At 65.6% G+C, this 18311-nt stretch carries 14 protein-coding genes and 1 pseudogene; 5 read left to right on the top strand and 10 right to left on the bottom strand.

Going from position 1 to position 18311, the window contains the following annotated elements; all coding sequences use genetic code 11:
• Positions 1-40 precede the first annotated feature (40 nt).
• The gene (locus ACFOM8_RS13485; protein WP_377762160.1) at positions 41-1444 is read right to left on the bottom strand and encodes an aminotransferase; all 1404 of its coding nucleotides are present in this window, start codon (positions 1442-1444) and stop codon (positions 41-43) included.
• A gap of 148 nt (positions 1445-1592) precedes the next feature.
• Here ACFOM8_RS13485 and ACFOM8_RS13490 point away from each other — a divergent pair, with 148 nt between their 5' ends.
• Entirely contained in the window at positions 1593-2054 is a 462-nt protein-coding gene (locus tag ACFOM8_RS13490; RefSeq protein ID WP_377762162.1) for an Lrp/AsnC family transcriptional regulator, read from the top strand.
• Positions 2055-2218: 164 nt separating this feature from the next.
• Here the strand turns inward: ACFOM8_RS13490 and ACFOM8_RS23120 are convergent.
• A pseudogene (locus ACFOM8_RS23120) lies at positions 2219-2385 on the bottom strand (IS481 family transposase); the annotation flags it as partial.
• A gap of 62 nt (positions 2386-2447) precedes the next feature.
• Here ACFOM8_RS23120 and ACFOM8_RS13495 point away from each other — a divergent pair.
• Entirely contained in the window at positions 2448-2630 is a 183-nt protein-coding gene (locus ACFOM8_RS13495) for a hypothetical protein (RefSeq protein ID WP_377762164.1), read from the top strand.
• A gap of 271 nt (positions 2631-2901) precedes the next feature.
• Here the strand turns inward: ACFOM8_RS13495 and ACFOM8_RS13500 are convergent, their stop codons facing one another.
• The 8 genes from ACFOM8_RS13500 to ACFOM8_RS13535 all read right to left on the bottom strand — a co-directional run bounded on the left by ACFOM8_RS13500 (position 2902) and on the right by ACFOM8_RS13535 (position 13934).
• Positions 2902-4911, bottom strand: coding sequence for a putative 2-aminoethylphosphonate ABC transporter permease subunit (locus ACFOM8_RS13500; RefSeq protein ID WP_377762166.1), 2010 nt, complete (start codon positions 4909-4911; stop codon positions 2902-2904).
• Between the two features lie 2 nt (positions 4912-4913).
• Positions 4914-6035 (bottom strand): putative 2-aminoethylphosphonate ABC transporter ATP-binding protein, encoded by a 1122-nt coding sequence (locus ACFOM8_RS13505; protein WP_377762168.1) that lies wholly within the window; start codon positions 6033-6035, stop codon positions 4914-4916.
• A 62-nt stretch (positions 6036-6097) separates the two neighbouring features.
• A complete protein-coding gene (locus tag ACFOM8_RS13510; protein WP_377762170.1) occupies positions 6098-7117 on the bottom strand; it encodes a putative 2-aminoethylphosphonate ABC transporter substrate-binding protein in 1020 nt (339 codons plus the stop codon).
• Positions 7118-7313: 196 nt separating this feature from the next.
• Positions 7314-8150: a hypothetical protein gene (locus tag ACFOM8_RS13515; protein WP_377762172.1), complete on the bottom strand. Its 837-nt coding sequence runs from the start codon at positions 8148-8150 to the stop codon at positions 7314-7316.
• A 100-nt stretch (positions 8151-8250) separates the two neighbouring features.
• Positions 8251-9705, bottom strand: coding sequence for a phosphonoacetaldehyde dehydrogenase (phnY, locus tag ACFOM8_RS13520; RefSeq protein WP_377762174.1), 1455 nt, complete (start codon positions 9703-9705; stop codon positions 8251-8253).
• Positions 9706-9714: 9 nt separating this feature from the next.
• A complete protein-coding gene (phnA, locus tag ACFOM8_RS13525) occupies positions 9715-10965 on the bottom strand; it encodes a phosphonoacetate hydrolase (RefSeq protein ID WP_377762176.1) in 1251 nt (416 codons plus the stop codon).
• A gap of 23 nt (positions 10966-10988) precedes the next feature.
• Complete coding sequence (locus ACFOM8_RS13530) at positions 10989-12176, bottom strand: 2-aminoethylphosphonate--pyruvate transaminase (RefSeq protein ID WP_377762178.1); 1188 nt, start codon at positions 12174-12176, stop codon at positions 10989-10991.
• A gap of 81 nt (positions 12177-12257) precedes the next feature.
• The gene (locus ACFOM8_RS13535) at positions 12258-13934 is read right to left on the bottom strand and encodes a Na/Pi cotransporter family protein (protein ID WP_377762180.1); all 1677 of its coding nucleotides are present in this window, start codon (positions 13932-13934) and stop codon (positions 12258-12260) included.
• A 95-nt stretch (positions 13935-14029) separates the two neighbouring features.
• On the opposite strand from ACFOM8_RS13535, the gene ACFOM8_RS13540 reads away from it, so the two are divergent.
• The 3 genes from ACFOM8_RS13540 (at position 14030) to ACFOM8_RS13550 (ending at position 18255) form a co-directional block, all read left to right on the top strand.
• Positions 14030-14902 (top strand): LysR substrate-binding domain-containing protein, encoded by an 873-nt coding sequence (locus ACFOM8_RS13540; protein ID WP_377762182.1) that lies wholly within the window; start codon positions 14030-14032, stop codon positions 14900-14902.
• A gap of 47 nt (positions 14903-14949) precedes the next feature.
• A complete protein-coding gene (locus tag ACFOM8_RS13545; RefSeq protein ID WP_377762184.1) occupies positions 14950-15723 on the top strand; it encodes a DeoR/GlpR family DNA-binding transcription regulator in 774 nt (257 codons plus the stop codon).
• 84 nt (positions 15724-15807) lie between these two features.
• Complete coding sequence (locus ACFOM8_RS13550; RefSeq protein ID WP_377762186.1) at positions 15808-18255, top strand: GcvT family protein; 2448 nt, start codon at positions 15808-15810, stop codon at positions 18253-18255.
• Positions 18256-18311: the final 56 nt, after the last annotated feature.

Consider the following 18311-nt stretch of genomic DNA (forward strand, 5'->3'; position numbering starts at 1 on the left):
GGACAGGGGCGCCGCGGCCCCCGCCGGGAAGCATCTGCAATCAGGCCAGCGCCGTTTCCCTGGCAAGCTCGTCCATGACCTGGCGCGCGGCCTCGGCTGCCAGGGCGACGATCTGGTCGACCTCTTCGCGGGTGGTGACCAGCGGCGGCGCGAAGCCCAGGATGTCGCCATGGGGCATGGCGCGCGCAATCAGGCCCCGGGCGCGGGCGGCAGCGGAAATCCGCGCCCCGACCTTCAGGCCCGCATCAAAGCGCGTCTTCTTCTCGCGATCGGCCACAAACTCGACCGCCCCCATCAGGCCGACGCCGCGCACCTCGCCCACGATCGGCATCTGGGCAAAGGCCTTGCGCAGTTCCGACTGGAAGTATTCGCCGGTGGTCCGGGCATTGCCGGGCAGGTCCTCGCGCTCGACAATGTTCAGCACGGCATTGGCGCAGGCCGCGCCGATGGGATGGCCGGAATAGGTGTAGCCGTGCGAGAACGCGCCGATGCGATCTGCGGCGTCTTCCATGACCCGGTAAACCTTTTCGCTGATGATCGACGCCGAAAGCGGAACGTAGGCAGAGGTCAGCCCCTTGGCCACGGTGATGAGATCGGGCTCCATCCCGTATGTGATGCTGCCGAACATGGCGCCGGTGCGACCAAATCCGGTCACCACCTCGTCCGCGATGAGCAGGATGTCATACTTGCGCAGCACCGCCTGGATCGCCGCCCAATAGCCTTCCGGCGGCGGGGTGATGCCGCCGGTTCCCAGAACCGGCTCGCCAATGAAGGCGCCGACCGTGTCAGGGTCTTCCCGCAGGATCAGGGCCTCGAGTTCCTGCGCCCGACGCGCCGAGAACTGCATCTCGGTCTCGCCCGGCTCGGCGCCCCAATAGTGGTGCGGCGCGCCGGTGTGCCTGATCAGGCCCATCGGCAGATCCATGTGGTCGTGATAGAAGCTCATTCCCGTCATGGACCCCGAAATCACGGAGCAGCCGTGATAGCCCCGCTCACGGGAGATGATCTTCTTCTTGTTCGGCTTGCCCCGCAGGTTGTTGTAGTACCAGACAAGCTTTGCCTGCGTTTCATTGGCATCCGACCCGGACATGCCATAGAACACCTTGCTCATCTTGCCCGGCGCCATCTTCACGAGCCGGTCGGACAGCCGCGCCAGCTCCTCGGTCGTGTGCGCGGCATAGCTGTGGTAATAGGCCAGCTGATAGGCTTGACGGCTGATGGCCTCGGCCACCTCGTCACGGCCATAGCCGATGTTGACGCAGTAAAGTCCGGCAAAGGCATCGATCAGCTGATTGCCCTTGGCATCCTGGATGCGGATGCCCTTGCCGCCCGTGACAATCGTGGGATCGCCCGCCTTGCCCGTCGCGAAATCCTTCAGTTGCGTGAAAGGATGCAGGACACTGCGGCGGTCCATGTCGGCGATGTCGCGGATGTCGAGGCTCATGGGGGTTCCTTGCTGGTTGATCGTCGGCCCACAACGGGGCCATGCTTCCCTAGTGATACCCTTTTGCTCTTGGCGGTTTTCTGCGAAAGAGACCATCTTACGAAGAAAATCTGCGCGTTTAGGGCAAATTGCAAAGGATTGCATCGTCGTGGACCTTGACAGCATTGACCGCCGTCTTCTGGAGGCGGTGCAGGAAAACAATCGCCTTCCCACCGAACAGTTGGGCGATCTTGTCGGATTGTCCGCAACGGCGTGCCAGCGGCGGCTCAAGCGGTTGCGTTCCGAAGGTGTGATCGAAGCCGATGTTGCCATTATCGCGCCCGAGGCCCTTGGTCGGACGGTGCAGGTGCTGGTGCAGGTATCCTTGGAACGGGAACGGGCGGACATCATTGACCGCTTCAAGACAGCGATCAGAAAAACTCCGGAGATCATGACCGGCTATTATGTGACGGGCGAGGCGGATTTCGTGCTGATCGTAACGGCACGCGACATGGCCGATTACGAGCAATTCACCCGTCGGTTCTTCTATGAGAATTCCCACATCAAGGGGTTCAAGACGATGGTCGTCATCGACCGGGTCAAGGCTGGCTTCACATTGCCGATCGACTGACCGCTGTTTGATCGACGTGTTTCGGCTCATCCTGTTCGGTAAGCCAGGTTTCACGAGAACCGTCTTGTCCGGAAGCGTCATTCGCATGGTTGATAAGGTGCGTGCGGAAACTGGCCAGGTTGAGCCTGGTTGCTTTGTCGCGGCATCTGGCGCATCGGCAGGTAGGAGTTCAGTCCCGGCATCTGGTGGGTCGGGTCCAGGATGAATCGATCCGGTTCCGGGGTCCAGACCTTGCAGATGTATTCGTAGGTCGTGTGGCCGTTGAGGGTCTGCGAACAAAGTCATGGGCCGACATGACGTCCGCCGAGTGTACTCGCCGTTGATTGTGGGCTTGGTCTTGTGTGGAAAAATGCCGGGTTCTTGAGAGCATTGAAGCAATCGCGGAGACGGACGATGACGAACAAGCCAACCGAAGACTGCAAGCGCGAGGCGGAGCGGATTGCGGTGATGAGCGGTTTGCCCCGCAAGCAGATGGTGGCAGATCTTGGCGTTGGCCATTCGACGCTGAACAATTGGGCGAAGGCGTTTGGCGACGCTGGGACGGTGCCACAGGGGCCGAACTGGTCACGGAAATAGAACGGCTTCGGCGTGGTTTGCGGATCGTGACAGATTTAAGCGCCAACAAACGGCTGCGACGATGGCTGTGCCGCGACACCGATCCGAACTCGCTCTCTCAAGAGGAACTCCGTCCGCTCTGCGCGGGCGTCAATGTCACGCCGCGCAAATGCCTCGGCTGCCGGACACCTGCCGAGGTCGTCAAGGCCAACCTGCTCGGACGCGGCCACAGACGCGAGAAACTCTCCCTGCAACCATTGCCGCACTTTAGGATAGCGCGTCCGCCGTCAGGTCAGCGGCCGCGCCAGGTCTGGCTGCGGGCCAGCAGGCGGCGGGTCAGCAGGGCGTGCAGAAGGCGGGCCGCGATGTTGGTGTAAAGGATCATCATGCCCATCGCCGCCGCCGGGGCGATGTCGCCCGCGTCATCCATGTTCAGCACCGCAATCGAGGCCAGGGCGGTATGGGTGGAATAGATGAACACCACCGCCGAAACGGTCGTCATCGCGTTCACGAAAAGATAGATCATGATGTCCAGGATCGCTGGCAGGCAGATCGGAACCGTCACCGTGCCAAACAGCCGCCAGAACGGCTGGCGCATCGAGGCGGCGACGGATTCGAACTCGGGGTCGATCTGCTTCAGCGCCGTCAGGGCGGTCAGGTGGCCGACCGTGTAGAAATGCGTCACGGTCGCGACAACAAGGATCGTCATGGTTCCGTAGATCGCGCTCAGCGGGTTGGCCGGGTTGTTGAAAAAGAAGATATAGGCCAGGCCCAGCACCATTCCCGGAATGGCCATCGGCAGCATGGCGAGAAACTGGAACAAGCCCCGCATCAGGCGCATTCCATCCAGCTTTTCGACCAGATAGGCGCCAAGAAAGACCAGCCCGGTTCCCGCCACGGCCGTCAGACCGGCAAGCCGGATCGAATTCCAGTAGGCGGGCCAGCCGCCGCCGTCCACCTTGCCGAAATCATAGTTCCTCAGGCTCAGGCTCAGGTCGTAGGGCCAGAACTTGACAAGAGCGGCCATCTGGCAGGTGCCGATCATCAGCAGGATAAAGGCCGCGATCAGGCCGCACCACAGCAGGCAGCACCGGTCCACGCCGGGTCGGACCTTGGGCTGATAGGGCACCGCCCGCGCCGACAGCAGCGACACCTGCCTTTTCTGGATCCGGCGGTCGATCGCGAAGGCCAGCACCGCCGGCACCAGCAGGATAACCGAAACCACCGCGCCCATTTCGAAGTTCTGCTGGCCGATCACCTGCTTATAGATGTCGATCGCCAGCACGGAATACTGTCCGCCGATCACCTTTGGCAGTCCGAAATCGGTCAGCACCAGCGTAAAGGTCACAAAGGCGGCCGAGATCAGGCCATAGCGCGCGCCGGGAACGGTGACCGTCCAGAATGTCCGCCAGGGCGAGGCCCTCAAGGCCTCGGCCGCCTCGTAATGGCGTTGATCTGCGATGGAAAGCGCGGTGGTCACGATGATCATGGCATGGGGAAAGGTGAAGAACACGGACCCGATCACGATGCCCAGCGGGCCATAGATCGACTGGCCCATCAGCAGATCCTTGAGGATGCCCTGGTTGCCGAACAGATAGATCAGCGCGATTCCCGGCAACAGCGACGGCACCAGGATCGGCAGCATCGCGATCAGCTTGAAGGCCGCCTTGAACCTCATGCGGCTGCGGGTCAGGGCATAGGCGAAACCAAAGGCGAAGGTCACGGTCAGGATGGTCGAGATGCCGGCAATGAACAGCGAGTTTCCGACTGACCGGAACAGCGTCGGGTTCGAGAAATAGGCGGTGTAGTTCTGCAACCCTGTTGTCGCGACGGGGCGCAGGCTGATCCGGCGGAAGGTGCTGGCGTCATATTCCTGCCATTCGCGGGTGGCGACCGGTTTCAGCCCGACCAGCCAGCCGGCATCCGGCGCGGTGGCGCGCAGGCGGTATCTCACCGGGCTGCGGAAGCTGAAATCAGGGAAGAACTCGGTCGCGGACAGCCGCCCTTCCGACGAGGTTTTCAGATCCTCGGCACCGAAGCGGCCCAGGCTGTCATTGAGGGCCGCCGCCGTCACGGGCGGGCCGAAGGCCGTCCCGCTGTCGTCGCTGACCTGGAATTCATAGCGCGCCAGATCAAAGCTGTAGGTCACGAAGGACTTGGCCAGCATCGTGTAAAGCGGCAGCGCCAGCGTCACGATCAGGTAAAGCGCGATAACTGCCATGAAGCCGAACTTGATCAGCTTGTCTCGGTCAAGCTTCAGCCTGACATTGCGTTCGGGCAGCAGCAATCCGGCCTGCGCCATGCTCAGTCCTCCTGCGCAAAGACAAGCACCCGCTCGGCCGGAAGCTCGACCGTCAGGTCGCTGCCTTGGGCCAGATCCAAGCGGCGCATCGCGTTCATCGAGAAATTGGCGATCAGCGGAACGCTTCCCAGTCCGGCGCTGCACAGGTGGACGCGCCAGAACGAGCCGAGAAATTCCGTTGCCGCGATCCGCACCGGCAGGTGGTTGGGCCTGGCCTGGGCCTCGTGACCCGGACCATGGGGCAGGATGTCCTCGGGGCGGACAACGACCATCACCTTTTGTCCGTCCGACAGGCCGGGAACACGGGTTTCCAGCACCGTGTTGCCGATCCTGACCGCGCCGCCCTCGAAACGCGACGGGATCCGGTTGGTTTCGCCGATGAAGTCGGCCACGAACAGCGATGCGGGATGGCGGTAAATCTCGGTCGGAGTGCCGATCTGCTCGATGACGCCGTGGTTCATCACCACGATGCGGTCGGCCATCGACAAGGCTTCTTCCTGGTCATGCGTGACCATGATCGTGGTGACGCCCAGCTTGCGCTGAAGCTCCTTCATCTCGTGGCGCAGGTGGACGCGCACCTTGGCGTCAAGGGCCGACAAGGGTTCGTCCAGCAGCAGAAGCCCCGGATTGATGGCGATGGCGCGCGCCAGCGCGACGCGCTGCTGCTGTCCGCCCGAAAGCTGGGCCGGATATTTGTCGGCCTTGTCGTGCAGACCCACCAGCGACAGAAGCTCGGTCACGCGGGCGGCGATCTCGGCCCGCGGAAGGCGGGTGTTTTCCAGCCCGAAGGCGATGTTCCTGGCCACCGTCAGGTTGGGAAACAGCGCATAGGACTGGAACACGATGCCGTAATCGCGCTGCGACGCCGGCAGGTTGGAAATGTCGCGCCCGCCCTGAAGGATCGACCCGCGCGATTGCGGATCAAGACCGGCGATGGCGCGCAGCAAGGTGGTCTTGCCGCAACCCGACGGCCCCAGAAAGCACAGGAACTCACCCCGCTCGACGCAAAGCGAGACGTTCTTCAGGGCGACGAAATCGCCATAGGATTTCCACAGGTCGGCGATCTTCAGATAATCCTGCGCGACAGCCTGGTCCTGTGCGGTGGTCGGCGTGATGGCGTTCATGATGTCTGGATCCGGCGGTTGGGGGCACGGGACCGCCGCTTGGCCCGTGCCGGTTCTTTCGGTCAGGACTTCGGCTCGCTTTTGTTGTCATAGCGCCTGGACCATTCCTCCAGGATGGCGGCCCGGTTGTTGGCGGCCCATTCGAAGTCGTTCTCGATCATGCCCGGTTCGGCCCCGGCGGGATAGTTCGGCACGGGCTTGGCGACACCTGGAAGGGCCAGAACGCCGAAGCCCGCGTTGTATTCGGCCATGGCCTCGGGCGTGATCGCCCAGTCCATCAAGGTCTGGGCCGCTTCCAGGTTTGCGGTTCCGGCGATGATGCCGCCGGCCTCCATGTCCCAACCCAGGCCTTCGGACGGGGTGATGACCTCGATCGGGGCGCCTTCGGTCTTGGCGGCCGCGCCGCGGAACTCGAACGAGACGCCGACAACGGTTTCGCCCGCGCCCGCCATCTTGCAGGGCTTCGAGCCGGAATGGGTATAGCTGGCGATGTTGCGATGCAGCCGGTCCATGTAGTCCCAACCCTTCTCCTCGCCAAAGATCTGGAGCCAGGCGGACACATCGAGAAAGCCGGTCCCGGACGAGGCCGGGTTGGGCATGACCACATGGCCCGCGTATTCGGGCTTTGTCAGATCCTCCCAGGTGGCGGGCGCGGGCAGGCCCAGCTTTTCGGCCTCGATCGTGTTGAAGCAGATGGCGGCGATCCAGGCATCGACCCCCACCCAGGACGGCGGGCTGTCGCTGTCCACAAAGCGCGGATCCAGCTTGTCGACACCGGCGGGCGCGTAGGGTTCAAGCATCCCCTCGGTCTTGAGAACAAGAAGCGAGGTCGCGGCCAGGCCCCACACCGCATCGGCCTTGGGGTTGTTCTTCTCGGCCAGCAGCTTGGCGGTGACGACGCCGGTCGAGTCGCGGACCCAGTTGATCTTGATGTCGGGATGGGCCTCGTTGAAGGCCGCCGCATAGCGTTCCAGCAGGTCCGCCTCGAAGGCGGTGTAAACGGTCAGTTCGCTTTCGGCCCGGGCCGCGAAGGCCGTCAGTGCCAGGAAGGCCGACGAGAGGAGAAAGGTCTTTCCGGTCATGGATGGTTTCCCTGTGGATGGCCTTGCGTGGGACTTGCGCAGGCCGGCTGCGGGACCGGCCTGCGATGGTCTTCCGGCTTTGGTGCCGTCACGTTGCGGCTTATTGATTTGCCATGACAGAAGGGTGACGGAAAGATGAATAATAAGTAAAATCTATTATCCTTATGCAAGCAACGATTTTCTCGATGATCCCCTGTCAGGTCAGAGCCAATGCCACCACGCCGGCCGCAACAACCGCCGAAGCGACCAGCCTTGCGCCCACCGGACGTTCCCCGAAGACCAGAATTCCCAGCAGCGCGGCAAAGATGACGCTGGACTCCCGCACCGCGGAAACCGCGCCAAGCGGCGCTATGGTCTTGACATACAGGACGATTCCATAGGCGGAAACCGAAGCGATGCCGCCAAGCGCGCCCAGCATCAGCATTCTGCCCCCGAACCCGCCGCCATGGCGGCGGCGCGCGATCGCGATGCTCAGCGGCACCGGAAACTCCAGCAGGAACAGCCATCCCATATAGCCGAAAACGCTGTCCGACAGGCGCACGCCAATCCCGTCGGCGACGGAATAGGCGGCAATCAGCAGTCCAAGGCAGATCGCGATCCCCACCGCCTGCCCCGAGGCATGGACCGCCCCCCGCTGGACCGCCAGGATCCCGACGCCCAGCGACACGCAGGCCAGCCCGAACCAGCCCATCGGGGTCATGGCCTCATGGATGAGAAGAACCGCCGACAGGGCCACCAGTGCGGGCGCAAGGCCCCGCGAGATCGGGTAAACCTGGCTCAGGTCGCCATGCCGGTAAGCCTGAAACAGCAGGACGTAATAGCCGTAATGCAGCCCGGTCGAGATGGCGATGGAGGGCCAGCTTGCCATTGCCGGGGCCGGCGCCAGCGCGATCAGGCACAGCCCCAGAACCGCATGGGCCGCCGACACCGCGGCCAGGATCCCTGCGCGGTCGTCCACCGCCTTGACCAGGGCGTTCCATCCGGCGTGCAGGATCGCGGCCAGAAGAACAAGGGAAAGGGCGGTCAGGCTCATTTCGCCATTTTGGCTTTGTGGCGGGGCTTTTTGCGCGGCGCGGGATCTGGGGGATGGCGGGCCTGCGAGGTCCGCCGTTGGGTCGGGGCTTTGTTCCCGCTCACCAGGGCAGCGAGAAGGTTTTGAGGTTTGTGAAGCTTTTCATGGCCTCGACGACGCCCTCCTTGTATCCGTTGCCGCTGTCCTTGATGCCGCCAAAGGGCGACATTTCGGTGCGGTAGCCGGGCACCTCCCAGATGTTCACGGTGCCGACCTCCAGGCCCGCGATGTATGCCTGGATCCGGCGGAAGTCGTTGGTGCAAACGCCCGAAGACAGGCCGAACGGCGTCGAGTTGGAGATCCGCATGGTTTCCGCGTCGTTGTCGGGCACGCGCACGATCGGAACAACGGGGCCGAACGTCTCGTCCATCACCAGCTCGCTGTCATGGGGCACGTGATCGACAACGATCGGCGGCAGCAGCGCGCCCTGCCTGCCGGGATGATAAAGGATCCTGGCCCCCTGCGCCTCGGCGTCGTGGACCCGGCGCTCGAAGGTCTCGGCGGCGCGTTCGTGAACCACGCAGCCCAGCTCGGTGGCCGGATCCATCGGATCGCCGAAGCGCAGGGCCCTGGCCCGTTCCACCACCAGCGGCACAAAGCGCTCGGCGACGCCGTTCTGCACCAGGATGCGCTTGACCGCCGTGCAGCGCTGCCCCGAGTTCCTGGTGGCCCCCGCCACCGCCAGATCGGCGGCGCGGGCCAGGTCCGCGTCCGACAGGTCGTTGCACACGATCAGCGGGTCGTTGCCGCCCAGTTCCAGCACCTGCCGCTTGTAGCCCGCCTTGGCCGCGATCATCTTGCCCACCGGCACGCCGCCGGTGAAGGTGATCAGCTCGATGCCGGGATTGGTGATCATCTCGTCGCCGATGTCGGCGGGCCAGCCGGTCACAACCGACAGCATCTCGGGCGGCAGGCCCGCCTCGTAAAGGATGTCGGCCAGCCACAAGGCCGTCAGCGGCGTCAGCTCGGTGGGCTTGACGACGATGCAGTTGTTGGTGGCGATGGCGGGCGCGATCTTGTGGCTGACCATGTTCAGGGGATGGTTGAACGGCGTGATGGCCGAGATGGCGCGCAGCGGCTCGCGGATGGTGAAGATCTTGCGCTGCTTGCCGTGGGGGGTCAGGTCGCAGGAAAAGACCGCGCCGTCGTCGTGGATGCACATCTGGCCCGCCAGCGTGTAGACATCATGGGCCCGGCCGCATTCGTAAAGCGCATCGGCCAGCGAGATGCCCAGTTCCGCCGTGATGATCGGCGCAAGCCGGGCCTTGCGGTCGCTGATGATCTTTGCGGCGTTCAGCAGGATCGTCTGGCGCTCGTACCGGCTCAGAACCGGCCGATAGGCCGAGGCGATGGCAAAGGCTTCGCGCGCATGCTCGGCGGTGCCGGCGGGCACGGTGCCGATCACCTCGTTTGTCCAGGGATAATGAACCGGAACGCGGTCGGCCGTGTCCACCTTGCGCCCGGCGATGCGCATCGCTTCGTGGCGGATTTCGATCGGGGGGGCTTTCTTCAGCATGGCCGTTCCTCAGACCGCCGCCGCGGTGCAGGCGTAAAAGAAGGCGTCGAAGTTGCGCAAGGCGGGCGCCGAGGGCAGCGCGATCCTGCGGTTGACGATGAACGGCACCGCCTGCTCGGTCAGCCCGCCATGGCTGCGCAGCGGCTCGGTCAGCGCGGCCAGGTCGTGGCGGTGCGCGCTGGTGCCCAGCGTCAGGTTTTCCGAACAGATCATCACAATGTCGCCGATCCGGTCGGCGGGCAGCTCGAACCGCTCCGCGGCCTCCTCGCGGCCGATCACAACGGTCATGCCCTTGACCGCGCGCAGCCGGGCGATGATGCCGGCCCGGTCCGCGTCCCCGGGCAGATAGGCGGTGGCAAAGGAGCCGAGCGCGCCGTGATGCACGACGTAAGGATCGGTGATCGGCAGGATCACCCGCGCCAGGTCCCGGCCCAGCCAGCCGTCCAGAAGATCCTGGACATAGATCACCGCGGGGCGGCCGTCGGGCAGGTGCTTGGGCTTCATGCCGTGGTCGGCGGTCACCACAATGGCCGCCCCGCAGGCGTCCAGCTCGGCCAGATGGCGGTCAAACATCGCGTAAAAGGCGTCCGCCTCGGGCGTGCCGGGGGCGTGCTTGTGCTGCACGTAATCGGTGGTGGTCAGATACATGATGTCGGGCCGGAACTCCTTGAGCAGCTTGACGCCCGCGGCAAAGACGAATTCCGACAGCTCGGCCGAATACACCTCGGGAACCGGCCGGCCCAGCCAGGCGCTGGCGTCCTCGACGCCGTTTTCCGCGGCGGTGGCGGTGTCCGACCTTTCGGACGAAAAGCACACCGCCCGGCCGCTGGCGCCGTCAAGCCCGTGGCCCAGCAGCGCGCGCAGCTTGTCCTTGGCGGTGACAACCGCGACCTTGGCCCCGGCGTCGAAAAACGCCTTGAAAACCGTCGGCGCGCGCAGAAACCGCGGGTCGTTCATCATCACCTCCTCGCCCGTGGCGGGGTTGTAAAGATAGTTGCCGCAGATGCCGTGAACGGCGGGCGGGCGGCCCGTCGCGATGGACAGGTTGTTGGGATTGGTGAAGGACGGGATCACCGAATGCGCCAGCCGGTCGGTGCCCGCCTCGCGCATCCGTTCCAGCGCCGGCATCAGGCCACGCCCGATCGCCGCGTCCAGATAGGCAGGCTCGCAGCCGTCAAGGCAGATCACAACAGCCGAAACCTCGGGCCAGCCGTAAACGCGGCCGTTGGAAACAACCCCAGAGCGGGAATGAACGTTCATGTCAGAGTCCTGTCTGTGATGGGTCATGCGGCGAGTTTGGCGCGTTCGGCAATGGCCGCGGCGGGCGGGGCGGCGCTGTCCACGCCCATCTCGGCCAGGGCTTCGGCGGCGGCCGCGACCACGCGGCCCATGACGCGTTCGTCCATCCGCCCGATGCAGCCGATGCGGAAGCTGTCCACGACCGTCAGCTTGCCGGGATAGATGATGAAGCCCTTGGCCTTCATCAGGTCGTAGAAGCGGGCGAAGACAAAGTTCGGATGCGCCGGATTGAAGAAGGTCACGATGATCGGCGACAGCCAGCGGTCGGCCAGCAGCGTCTCGAAGCCCAGATCGCGCATCCCCGCCACCATCACGTCGCGGTTGCGGGCATAGCGCGCGCCGCGGCCCGCCACCCCGCCCTCGGCCGCGTGAAGGCGCAGGGCCTCCATGAAGGCCGCGACCACATGCGTGGGCGGGGTGAAGCGCCACTGGCCGGTCCTGACCATCGCCGCCCATTGCGCATGAACATCCAGGCTGAGGGAATGGGCATTGCCCCGGGCGGCCTCCAACGCGGACTTGCGGGCGATCACGAAGCCGAAGCCCGGCACGCCCTCGATGCACTTGTTGGCCGAGGACACCATCGCCTCGTAGGGGATGCGGTTCACGTCCAGATCGACCGCGCCGAAGGCCGACATCGAATCGACCAGCAGCTTGCGGCCCCGCGACGCCACGGCCTCGGCGATCTCGGCCACGGGGTTCAGGATGCCGGACGAGGTTTCGCAATGGATGGCGATGACATGGGTGATCGCCGGATCGGCGTCCAGCGCCCGGCCCACCTCGTCGCCGCGCGGCGGCAGATAGTCGCCCTTGTCGATCAGCGCATGGGCGCGGCCCATCACCCGCAGGGTTTCGGCCGCGCGCAGGCCATAGGCACCGTTCGCCAGAACCAGAACCTTGCCGTCCCGCGGCACCATCGAGCCCAGCATCGCCTCGACCGCGAACGACCCCGATCCCTGCATCGGCACGCAGGCGAATTCGTCCTTCGTGTCGCCGGCCAGCGCGACAAGCCGATCGCACAGCGCCTTGGTCATGGCGCGGAAATCGCCGTCCCACGATCCCCAATCCTTCAGCATCGCCTCCTTGACGCTGAAGGCGGTGGTCAGCGGGCCGGGGGTCAGCAGGAACGGCTCTCCCATCCGGGGGTCGGGAAAGGCGGCGTCGGGATGGGTCATTGCGTGCCTCGTGGGGTTGTGAAGATCATCCTGACCGCAGACTTTCATCCGGCGATCTATATGTAAAATCGTTAATTCATATCAGACCATAATTTCAGAAGATGGTTGGCCCGGCTTTGCCAAGCGGCTTTCCAGCAGATGGCCCCGCTCGGTCAGGATCGGATAGGCCACCCTGACCAGAAGCGAATTGATCTCTTTCAGCGCGCGGACCACCTCCATGTGGATGTCGCTGGTGTCGATGCTTTGCGGATTGCCGCTGCGCAGACGGGCCAGGTGGCGGTTGTGGAAATCCCGTTCCAGCCGGCGCATGGCGGCCTTTTCCGCTACCAGTTCGCGGGCGCTTTCCAGATCGCCGGACACCAGCACGTTCATCGCGATCTGCATGTTGGCCATGACCCGCGCATGAAGCGCGGTCAGTTCCGCCCAGCCTTCGTCGGAAAACGTCAGCCGCAGCCGGATCTTGTCGTCCGCCTGGGCCAGCAGGTTCTTGGCGATCATGTCGCCGATCGCCTCGAAGTCGATGGCAAGCCCGGCCAGTTCAAGACCGCGCCGCGCCTCCTCGGCGGTCAGCTTGCCCCGGTTCAGCTCGGCGATGAACAGCTTGATGTCGGTGTGACGGCGGTTCACCTCGTCGTCCATGCCGCGCAGGCGGGCGATCTGCCGGACATCGCCGGTTTCCAGCACGTCCATGGCGGGCCGCAGCATCGCTTCGACCGTCTCGGCCATGCGCAAAAGCTCTCGCTGCGCGCTGGCAAGCGCCAGGTTGGGCCGGGCAAGCGCGCCACGGTCCAGGGCGCTGCGATAGGCGCCGACGGCATCGGCGGCATTTTCCGGCGTGGGCCACAGGCGGGCCGTCAGCCGGTCCATCGCCCCCGCGAAGGGCAGCGAGACGACCAGCAGCGACAGGTTGAAAAGCACATGGAGGTTCACAAGCTGAACCCCTGGGCCGCCGCCCAGCCGGTCCAGCGGCAGAACCGGCAGCAAGGCGAGCGCGGCCACCGCGCCAAGGCCCCGGAAGATCAGGTTGGCCAGCGGTATCCGCCGCGCGGGCAGCGCCGCGCCCCGCGTCAGCCAGACCGCGACCAGACCGCCTCCCAGATTGGCGCCCAGCACCATCGGCGCCGCCGCCGCGACCGGCAACAGGCCGCCGGCGGCGAAACTGGCAAAGATCAGCAGCGTCGCGACCGAGGAATGCAACCCCCAGGCCAGCAGCGCCGCCATTGCGAAGGCGGTCAGCGGATCGCCCGCCAGCCAGCGCACCGCCTGCGGCAGCACGGCGCTGTGGCGCAGCGGCTCGGTCGCATCGCCCACCATGCGCAGCGACAGCAGGATAAAGGCGACGCCAAGAACCACCCGCCCGGCCTGACGGATCTGCCGATGATCGAATTTCAGGAACATCGTCGCCCCGGCCAGGATCAGCACGGGGATCAGTTCGCCAAGATCCAGCGACAGCAGCTTCACCACCAGCGCCGAGCCGAGATCGGCGCCCAGCAGCGCCGCGATACCCGGACCGACCCCGATCAGCCCCGATGCGGCAAAGCCTGTCGCCAGCATGGCCACGGCCGTCGCGCTTTGCAGCACCAGGGCCAACGCCGCCCCGGCCGTCGCCATTCCCGCCGTTCCGCCCCCGGCCCGGCGCATCGTCCCGCGAAGAAAGGTGCCCCAGCCACGTTCCACCCCCGTCCGCACCATGCGCACCGCCCACAGCAGCAGCATAACGGCGGCCGCAAGGTGGATCAGGATCAGAAAGGGATGCATGGGCGCGGCTCCGGCTGGTGATCGCTCACACAGCGCCGTTGCCGTTCATAAATCAAATCGTTAGTTTCGATGCTATCATAAACCGTGGTGGCAACATGCGCTATGTCCAGCTTCGCGCCTTTCATTATGTGGCAACCTGCGGCGGGTTTTCCCGTGCCGCCGAGGAGCTTTTGCTGACCCAACCCGCCATTTCCGATCAGGTCCGCAAGCTCGAGGAGGAATACGACGTGCTGCTGTTCAACCGCCAGCGCAAGCAGGTGGTGCTGACCGCGGCGGGCGAGCAGTTGCTGCAAATCACCCGGCGCCTGTTCGACAGCGAACAGCAGGCCATGCAGTTCCTGTCGGAAAGCCGGGCGCTGCAATCGGGCAACCTGCGCATCGTGGCCGACAGCGCGCATCACCTGCTGCACATCCTTGCGGCGTTCCGCAAGCGTTATCCCGGCGTTCGCATCTCGGTCCGGGCGGGGAACACGGAAACCGTGGTGAACAGCCTTTACAACTATGAGGCCGACCTGGGCGTGCTGGGAGAGATGCCGACGCTGAAAAGTTTCACCTGCGACCTGCTGAACTCGTCGCCCGTCATCGCCTTTGTCGCCCGCGGGCACGAGCTTGCCAGGGCCGGGCGGCTGACGTGCCCCGAACTGGCCCGCCATCCGCTGGTCCTGCGCGAGCGCGGATCCAAGACCCGCACCAAGCTGGAGGTCGCGGCAAAGGCCATGGGGGTGGACCTGAAACCCGCGATCGAAGCCGAAGGCCGCGAGGCGGTGCGGGAGATCGTCGCCTCGGGCGCGGGGATCGGCTTCGTGTCGCTGGCCGAATTCGGAGAGGACACGCGGCTGGTTCCGATCCGGCTGGACCCCGAGGACCAGATGATGATGGACGAGGCCCTGATCTGCCTGCGCGAGCGCCGCGATTCCAAGCTGGTCCACGCCTTCTTCGAAATCGCCCGCGCGCTGCGTCCCGCATGAGGCCGGGACAGCTTGCATCCGGCCATCGGCTGCCGGACACTGCGGGAATGTCGCCCAGTTCCCCTTCCCGCGCGCTCGCCCCGCAACGCCACGAGGCGATCCTGGCCCGGATCGAGGCCGAGGGCGCCATCTTGGTGGCCGACATCGTGCAGCAGTTCGGCGTCAGCCACGAGACCGCGCGCCGCGACCTGAAGGCGCTTGCCCTGCGCGGTGCGCTGGACCTGACCCATGGCGGCGCCCTGCGTCCCGCGGCGGTCGAGCCGGAGCTTGCCAGCCGCTCGGTCCGCAACACCCAGGCCAAGGCGCGGATCGGCCGGCGGGCGGCGGCCTTGGTGGCGGACGGCATGGCGGTGCTGCTGGACGCGGGATCGACAACGGCGGCCATCGCGGCGATGCTGGGGGCGCGGCGGGGGCTGACGGTGATCACCACCAGCCTGCCGATCGCGCGCGACCTTTGCCGCCATGACGGCTTTCGCGTCCAGATCACCGGCGGCACCATCAACCCCGGCGACGAGGCTGCCGAAGGCCCCGAGGTCATGGCCTCGTTGGCGCGGTTCCGCATCGACATCGCCTTTGTCAGCGCCGGGGCGGTGGCCGAGGACGGATCGGTGACCGACTTCACCCCCTTGGGCGCCGAAACCCGGAGCCAGATGATCGCGGCGGCCCGGCAGGGCTATTTTGTGGTCGATGCGTCCAAGTTCGGCGCCCGGACGCCCTGCCGCATCGCGGGGCAGGCCGCCGGACTGATCACCGATGCGCCGCCCCCCGCCGGAATCGCCGCCGCGCTTGCCACGCGCGGACTGCCGGTGATCCTGGCCTGACACGGGCCAGCCCGCCATCGGGGTTTTTGTTGCAATGAGTGGTTAAATGTGGCTTCTTGTGGAAATCCCGCATAGGAGTCTCTCATGCCCGCGCCTTTTCCGTGCCACGCCCGCGTTGTCATCATCGGCGGCGGCATCATCGGCTGCTCGGTGGCCTATCACCTGACGAAACTGGGCTGGACGGATGTCGTTCTGCTTGAACAAGGGCGCCTGTCCGGCGGCACCACCTGGCACGCCGCCGGCCTGGTCGGGCAGTTGCGCAGCCATGCCAACATGACCGGCCTGATCCGCTATTCGACCGAGCTTTACGCGGGATTGGAGGCCGAAACCGGCCTTGCGACAGGCTGGAAGAACTGCGGCTCGCTGTCGGTCGCGCGCACCGACGACCGCATGACGCAACTGAAGCGCACCGCCGCCGCCGCGCGGGCGCAGGGCGTGGAGGTCGAGGTGATCTCGGCGGCCGAAGCCGGGGCGCTGTGGCCGGTGATGGAGATTGCCGATCTCAAGGGCGCGGTCTGGCTGCCCGGCGACGGCAAGGCCAATCCGACCGACCTGACGCAGTCGCTTGCCAAGGGCGCGCGCAGCCGGGGGGCGAGGATCGTGGAAAAGGTCCGCGTCACCGGCATCCAGACGCAGGATGGCCGCGCAACCGGCGTGCGCACCGACCAGGGCGACATCACCGCCGAGATCGTGGTGAACTGCGCGGGGCAATGGGCGCGCAAGGTCGGCGGGATGTGCGGCGTCTCGGTGCCGCTGCATTCGGCGGAACACATGTATGTCGTCACCGGGCGGATCGAAAAGGTCCACCCCGACCTGCCGGTGATGCGCGATCCCGACGGCTATATCTACTTCAAGGAGGAGGTCGGCGGCCTTGTGATGGGCGGCTTCGAACCCGAGGCCAAGCCTTGGGGGATGCGGGGCATTCCCGACGACTTCGAATTCGCGCTGCTGCCCGACGACTGGGACCAGTTCGAGATCCTGATGCAGAACGCGCTGATCCGGGTGCCGCAACTGGCCGAGGCGGAGATAAGGCAGTTCTACAACGGCCCGGAAAGCTTCACCCCGGACAGCAATTTCATCCTGGGCGAGGCGCCCGAGCTGCGCAATTTCTTTGTCGGCGCCGGGTTCAACTCGATGGGCATCGCAAGCGCGGGCGGCGCGGGGCGGGCCTTGGCCGAATGGATCGTGAACGGGTCGCCGACGCTGGATTTGTGGCCGGTGGACATCCGGCGCTTTGCCCGCTTCAACAACAACGGCGCCTGGCTGCACGACCGGGTCAAGGAAACCCTGGGGCTGCATTACGTGATGCCCTGGCCGAACCGCGAGCTGAACACCGCCCGCCCCTTGCGCCGTTCGCCGCTTTACGACCGGCTGGCGGCAAAGGGCGCCAGTTTCGGATCGAAGATGGGGTGGGAACGCGCCAACTGGTTCGCCGGTCCCGGCGGACGCACCGCGATGGACTATTCCTTCGACCGGCAGAACTGGGACGCGGCGGTCGCCCGCGAGGTCAGCGCCGCCCGAAATGCCGTGGCGATCTTCGACCAGACATCCTTTGCCAAGCTTCTGGTGCAAGGGCGCGACGCGGCGCGCGAACTGAACCGGATCTGCGCGGCGCAGGTCGATGTCGCGCCGGGCCGGACCGTTTACACCGGTCTTCTGAACGAACGCGGCGGCTATGAAAGCGACCTGACCGTGCTGCGGCTGGCGCGGGACCGGTTCCTGCTTGTCACCGGCTCGGGCCAGGCGGTGCGCGACCTGGACTGGATCGGGCGCAACCTGGACCCCGCCGCCCATGCCTTTGTCACCGATGTCACCTCGGCCCATGCCGTGATCGCGGTGATGGGACCGAAGGCGCGCGACCTGCTGTCGCGCGTCACCCCCGCCGACCTGTCGAACGAGGCTTTCCCCTTTGGCACCTTTCAGGAAATCGACCTGGGCCAGGGTGTCGGGTATGCCAACCGGATGACCTATGTGGGCGAGCTTGGCTGGGAACTGGTGGTGCCGACCGAGATGGCGGCCGGCATCTACGACCTGCTGCACGACTGCGGGGCCGATCTGGGCCTTGCCGACGCGGGCTATTACGCCATCGAATCCATGCGCCTGGAAAAGGGCTATCGCGCCTGGTCGCGCGAACTGACCCCGGACATCACCCCGCTCGAGGCGGGCTTGGGCTTTGCCGTCGCCTGGGAGAAACCGGCTTTCCTGGGGCGCAAGGCGCTGCTGGCTGCAAAGGCTCAAGGCCCTGTCCGCCGCCGCATCGCCCAGGTCACGCTGGAGGACGGTTCGCGGATGCTGTGGGGCGGCGAGGCCGTGCTGCGCGACGGCCAGCCGGTCGGGGAACTGCGTTCGGGCTTTTACGGCCATTCCCTGGGCCGGGCGGTCGGCCTGGCGCTGATCGGCAACGATGCCGGCGTGGATCCGACCTTTCTTGCGACCGGCAGATGGGAAATCGACGCGGCCGGCGAACGCCTTGCCGCCCGCGTCCATGCCGCCCCGGCCTATGATCCGAAATCCGAAAGGCCCAAGGCCTGAGGGCGCCCCCCCTCCCGGGCGGATCCAGCGGCATGGCAGCGATCAAGGCCGGACAG

Origin of the sequence: Paracoccus angustae (assembly GCF_042648745.1) — a bacterium.
Classification (GTDB): domain Bacteria; phylum Pseudomonadota; class Alphaproteobacteria; order Rhodobacterales; family Rhodobacteraceae; genus Paracoccus; species Paracoccus angustae.

Coding starts and splice junctions, on each gene's coding strand:
- ACFOM8_RS13530 (WP_377762178.1), bottom strand. CDS start 12,176: ATGACCCATCCCGACGCCGCCTTTCCCGACCCCCGGATGGGAGAGCCG.
- ACFOM8_RS13505 (WP_377762168.1), bottom strand. CDS start 6,035: ATGAACGCCATCACGCCGACCACCGCACAGGACCAGGCTGTCGCGCAG.
- ACFOM8_RS13485 (WP_377762160.1), bottom strand. CDS start 1,444: ATGAGCCTCGACATCCGCGACATCGCCGACATGGACCGCCGCAGTGTC.
- phnY (WP_377762174.1), bottom strand. CDS start 9,705: ATGCTGAAGAAAGCCCCCCCGATCGAAATCCGCCACGAAGCGATGCGC.
- ACFOM8_RS13535 (WP_377762180.1), bottom strand. CDS start 13,934: ATGCATCCCTTTCTGATCCTGATCCACCTTGCGGCCGCCGTTATGCTG.
- phnA (WP_377762176.1), bottom strand. CDS start 10,965: ATGAACGTTCATTCCCGCTCTGGGGTTGTTTCCAACGGCCGCGTTTAC.
- ACFOM8_RS13500 (WP_377762166.1), bottom strand. CDS start 4,911: ATGGCGCAGGCCGGATTGCTGCTGCCCGAACGCAATGTCAGGCTGAAG.
- ACFOM8_RS13550 (WP_377762186.1), top strand. CDS start 15,808: ATGCCCGCGCCTTTTCCGTGCCACGCCCGCGTTGTCATCATCGGCGGC.
- ACFOM8_RS13510 (WP_377762170.1), bottom strand. CDS start 7,117: ATGACCGGAAAGACCTTTCTCCTCTCGTCGGCCTTCCTGGCACTGACG.
- ACFOM8_RS13515 (WP_377762172.1), bottom strand. CDS start 8,150: ATGAGCCTGACCGCCCTTTCCCTTGTTCTTCTGGCCGCGATCCTGCAC.
- ACFOM8_RS13545 (WP_377762184.1), top strand. CDS start 14,950: ATGTCGCCCAGTTCCCCTTCCCGCGCGCTCGCCCCGCAACGCCACGAG.
- ACFOM8_RS13540 (WP_377762182.1), top strand. CDS start 14,030: ATGCGCTATGTCCAGCTTCGCGCCTTTCATTATGTGGCAACCTGCGGC.
- ACFOM8_RS13495 (WP_377762164.1), top strand. CDS start 2,448: ATGACGAACAAGCCAACCGAAGACTGCAAGCGCGAGGCGGAGCGGATT.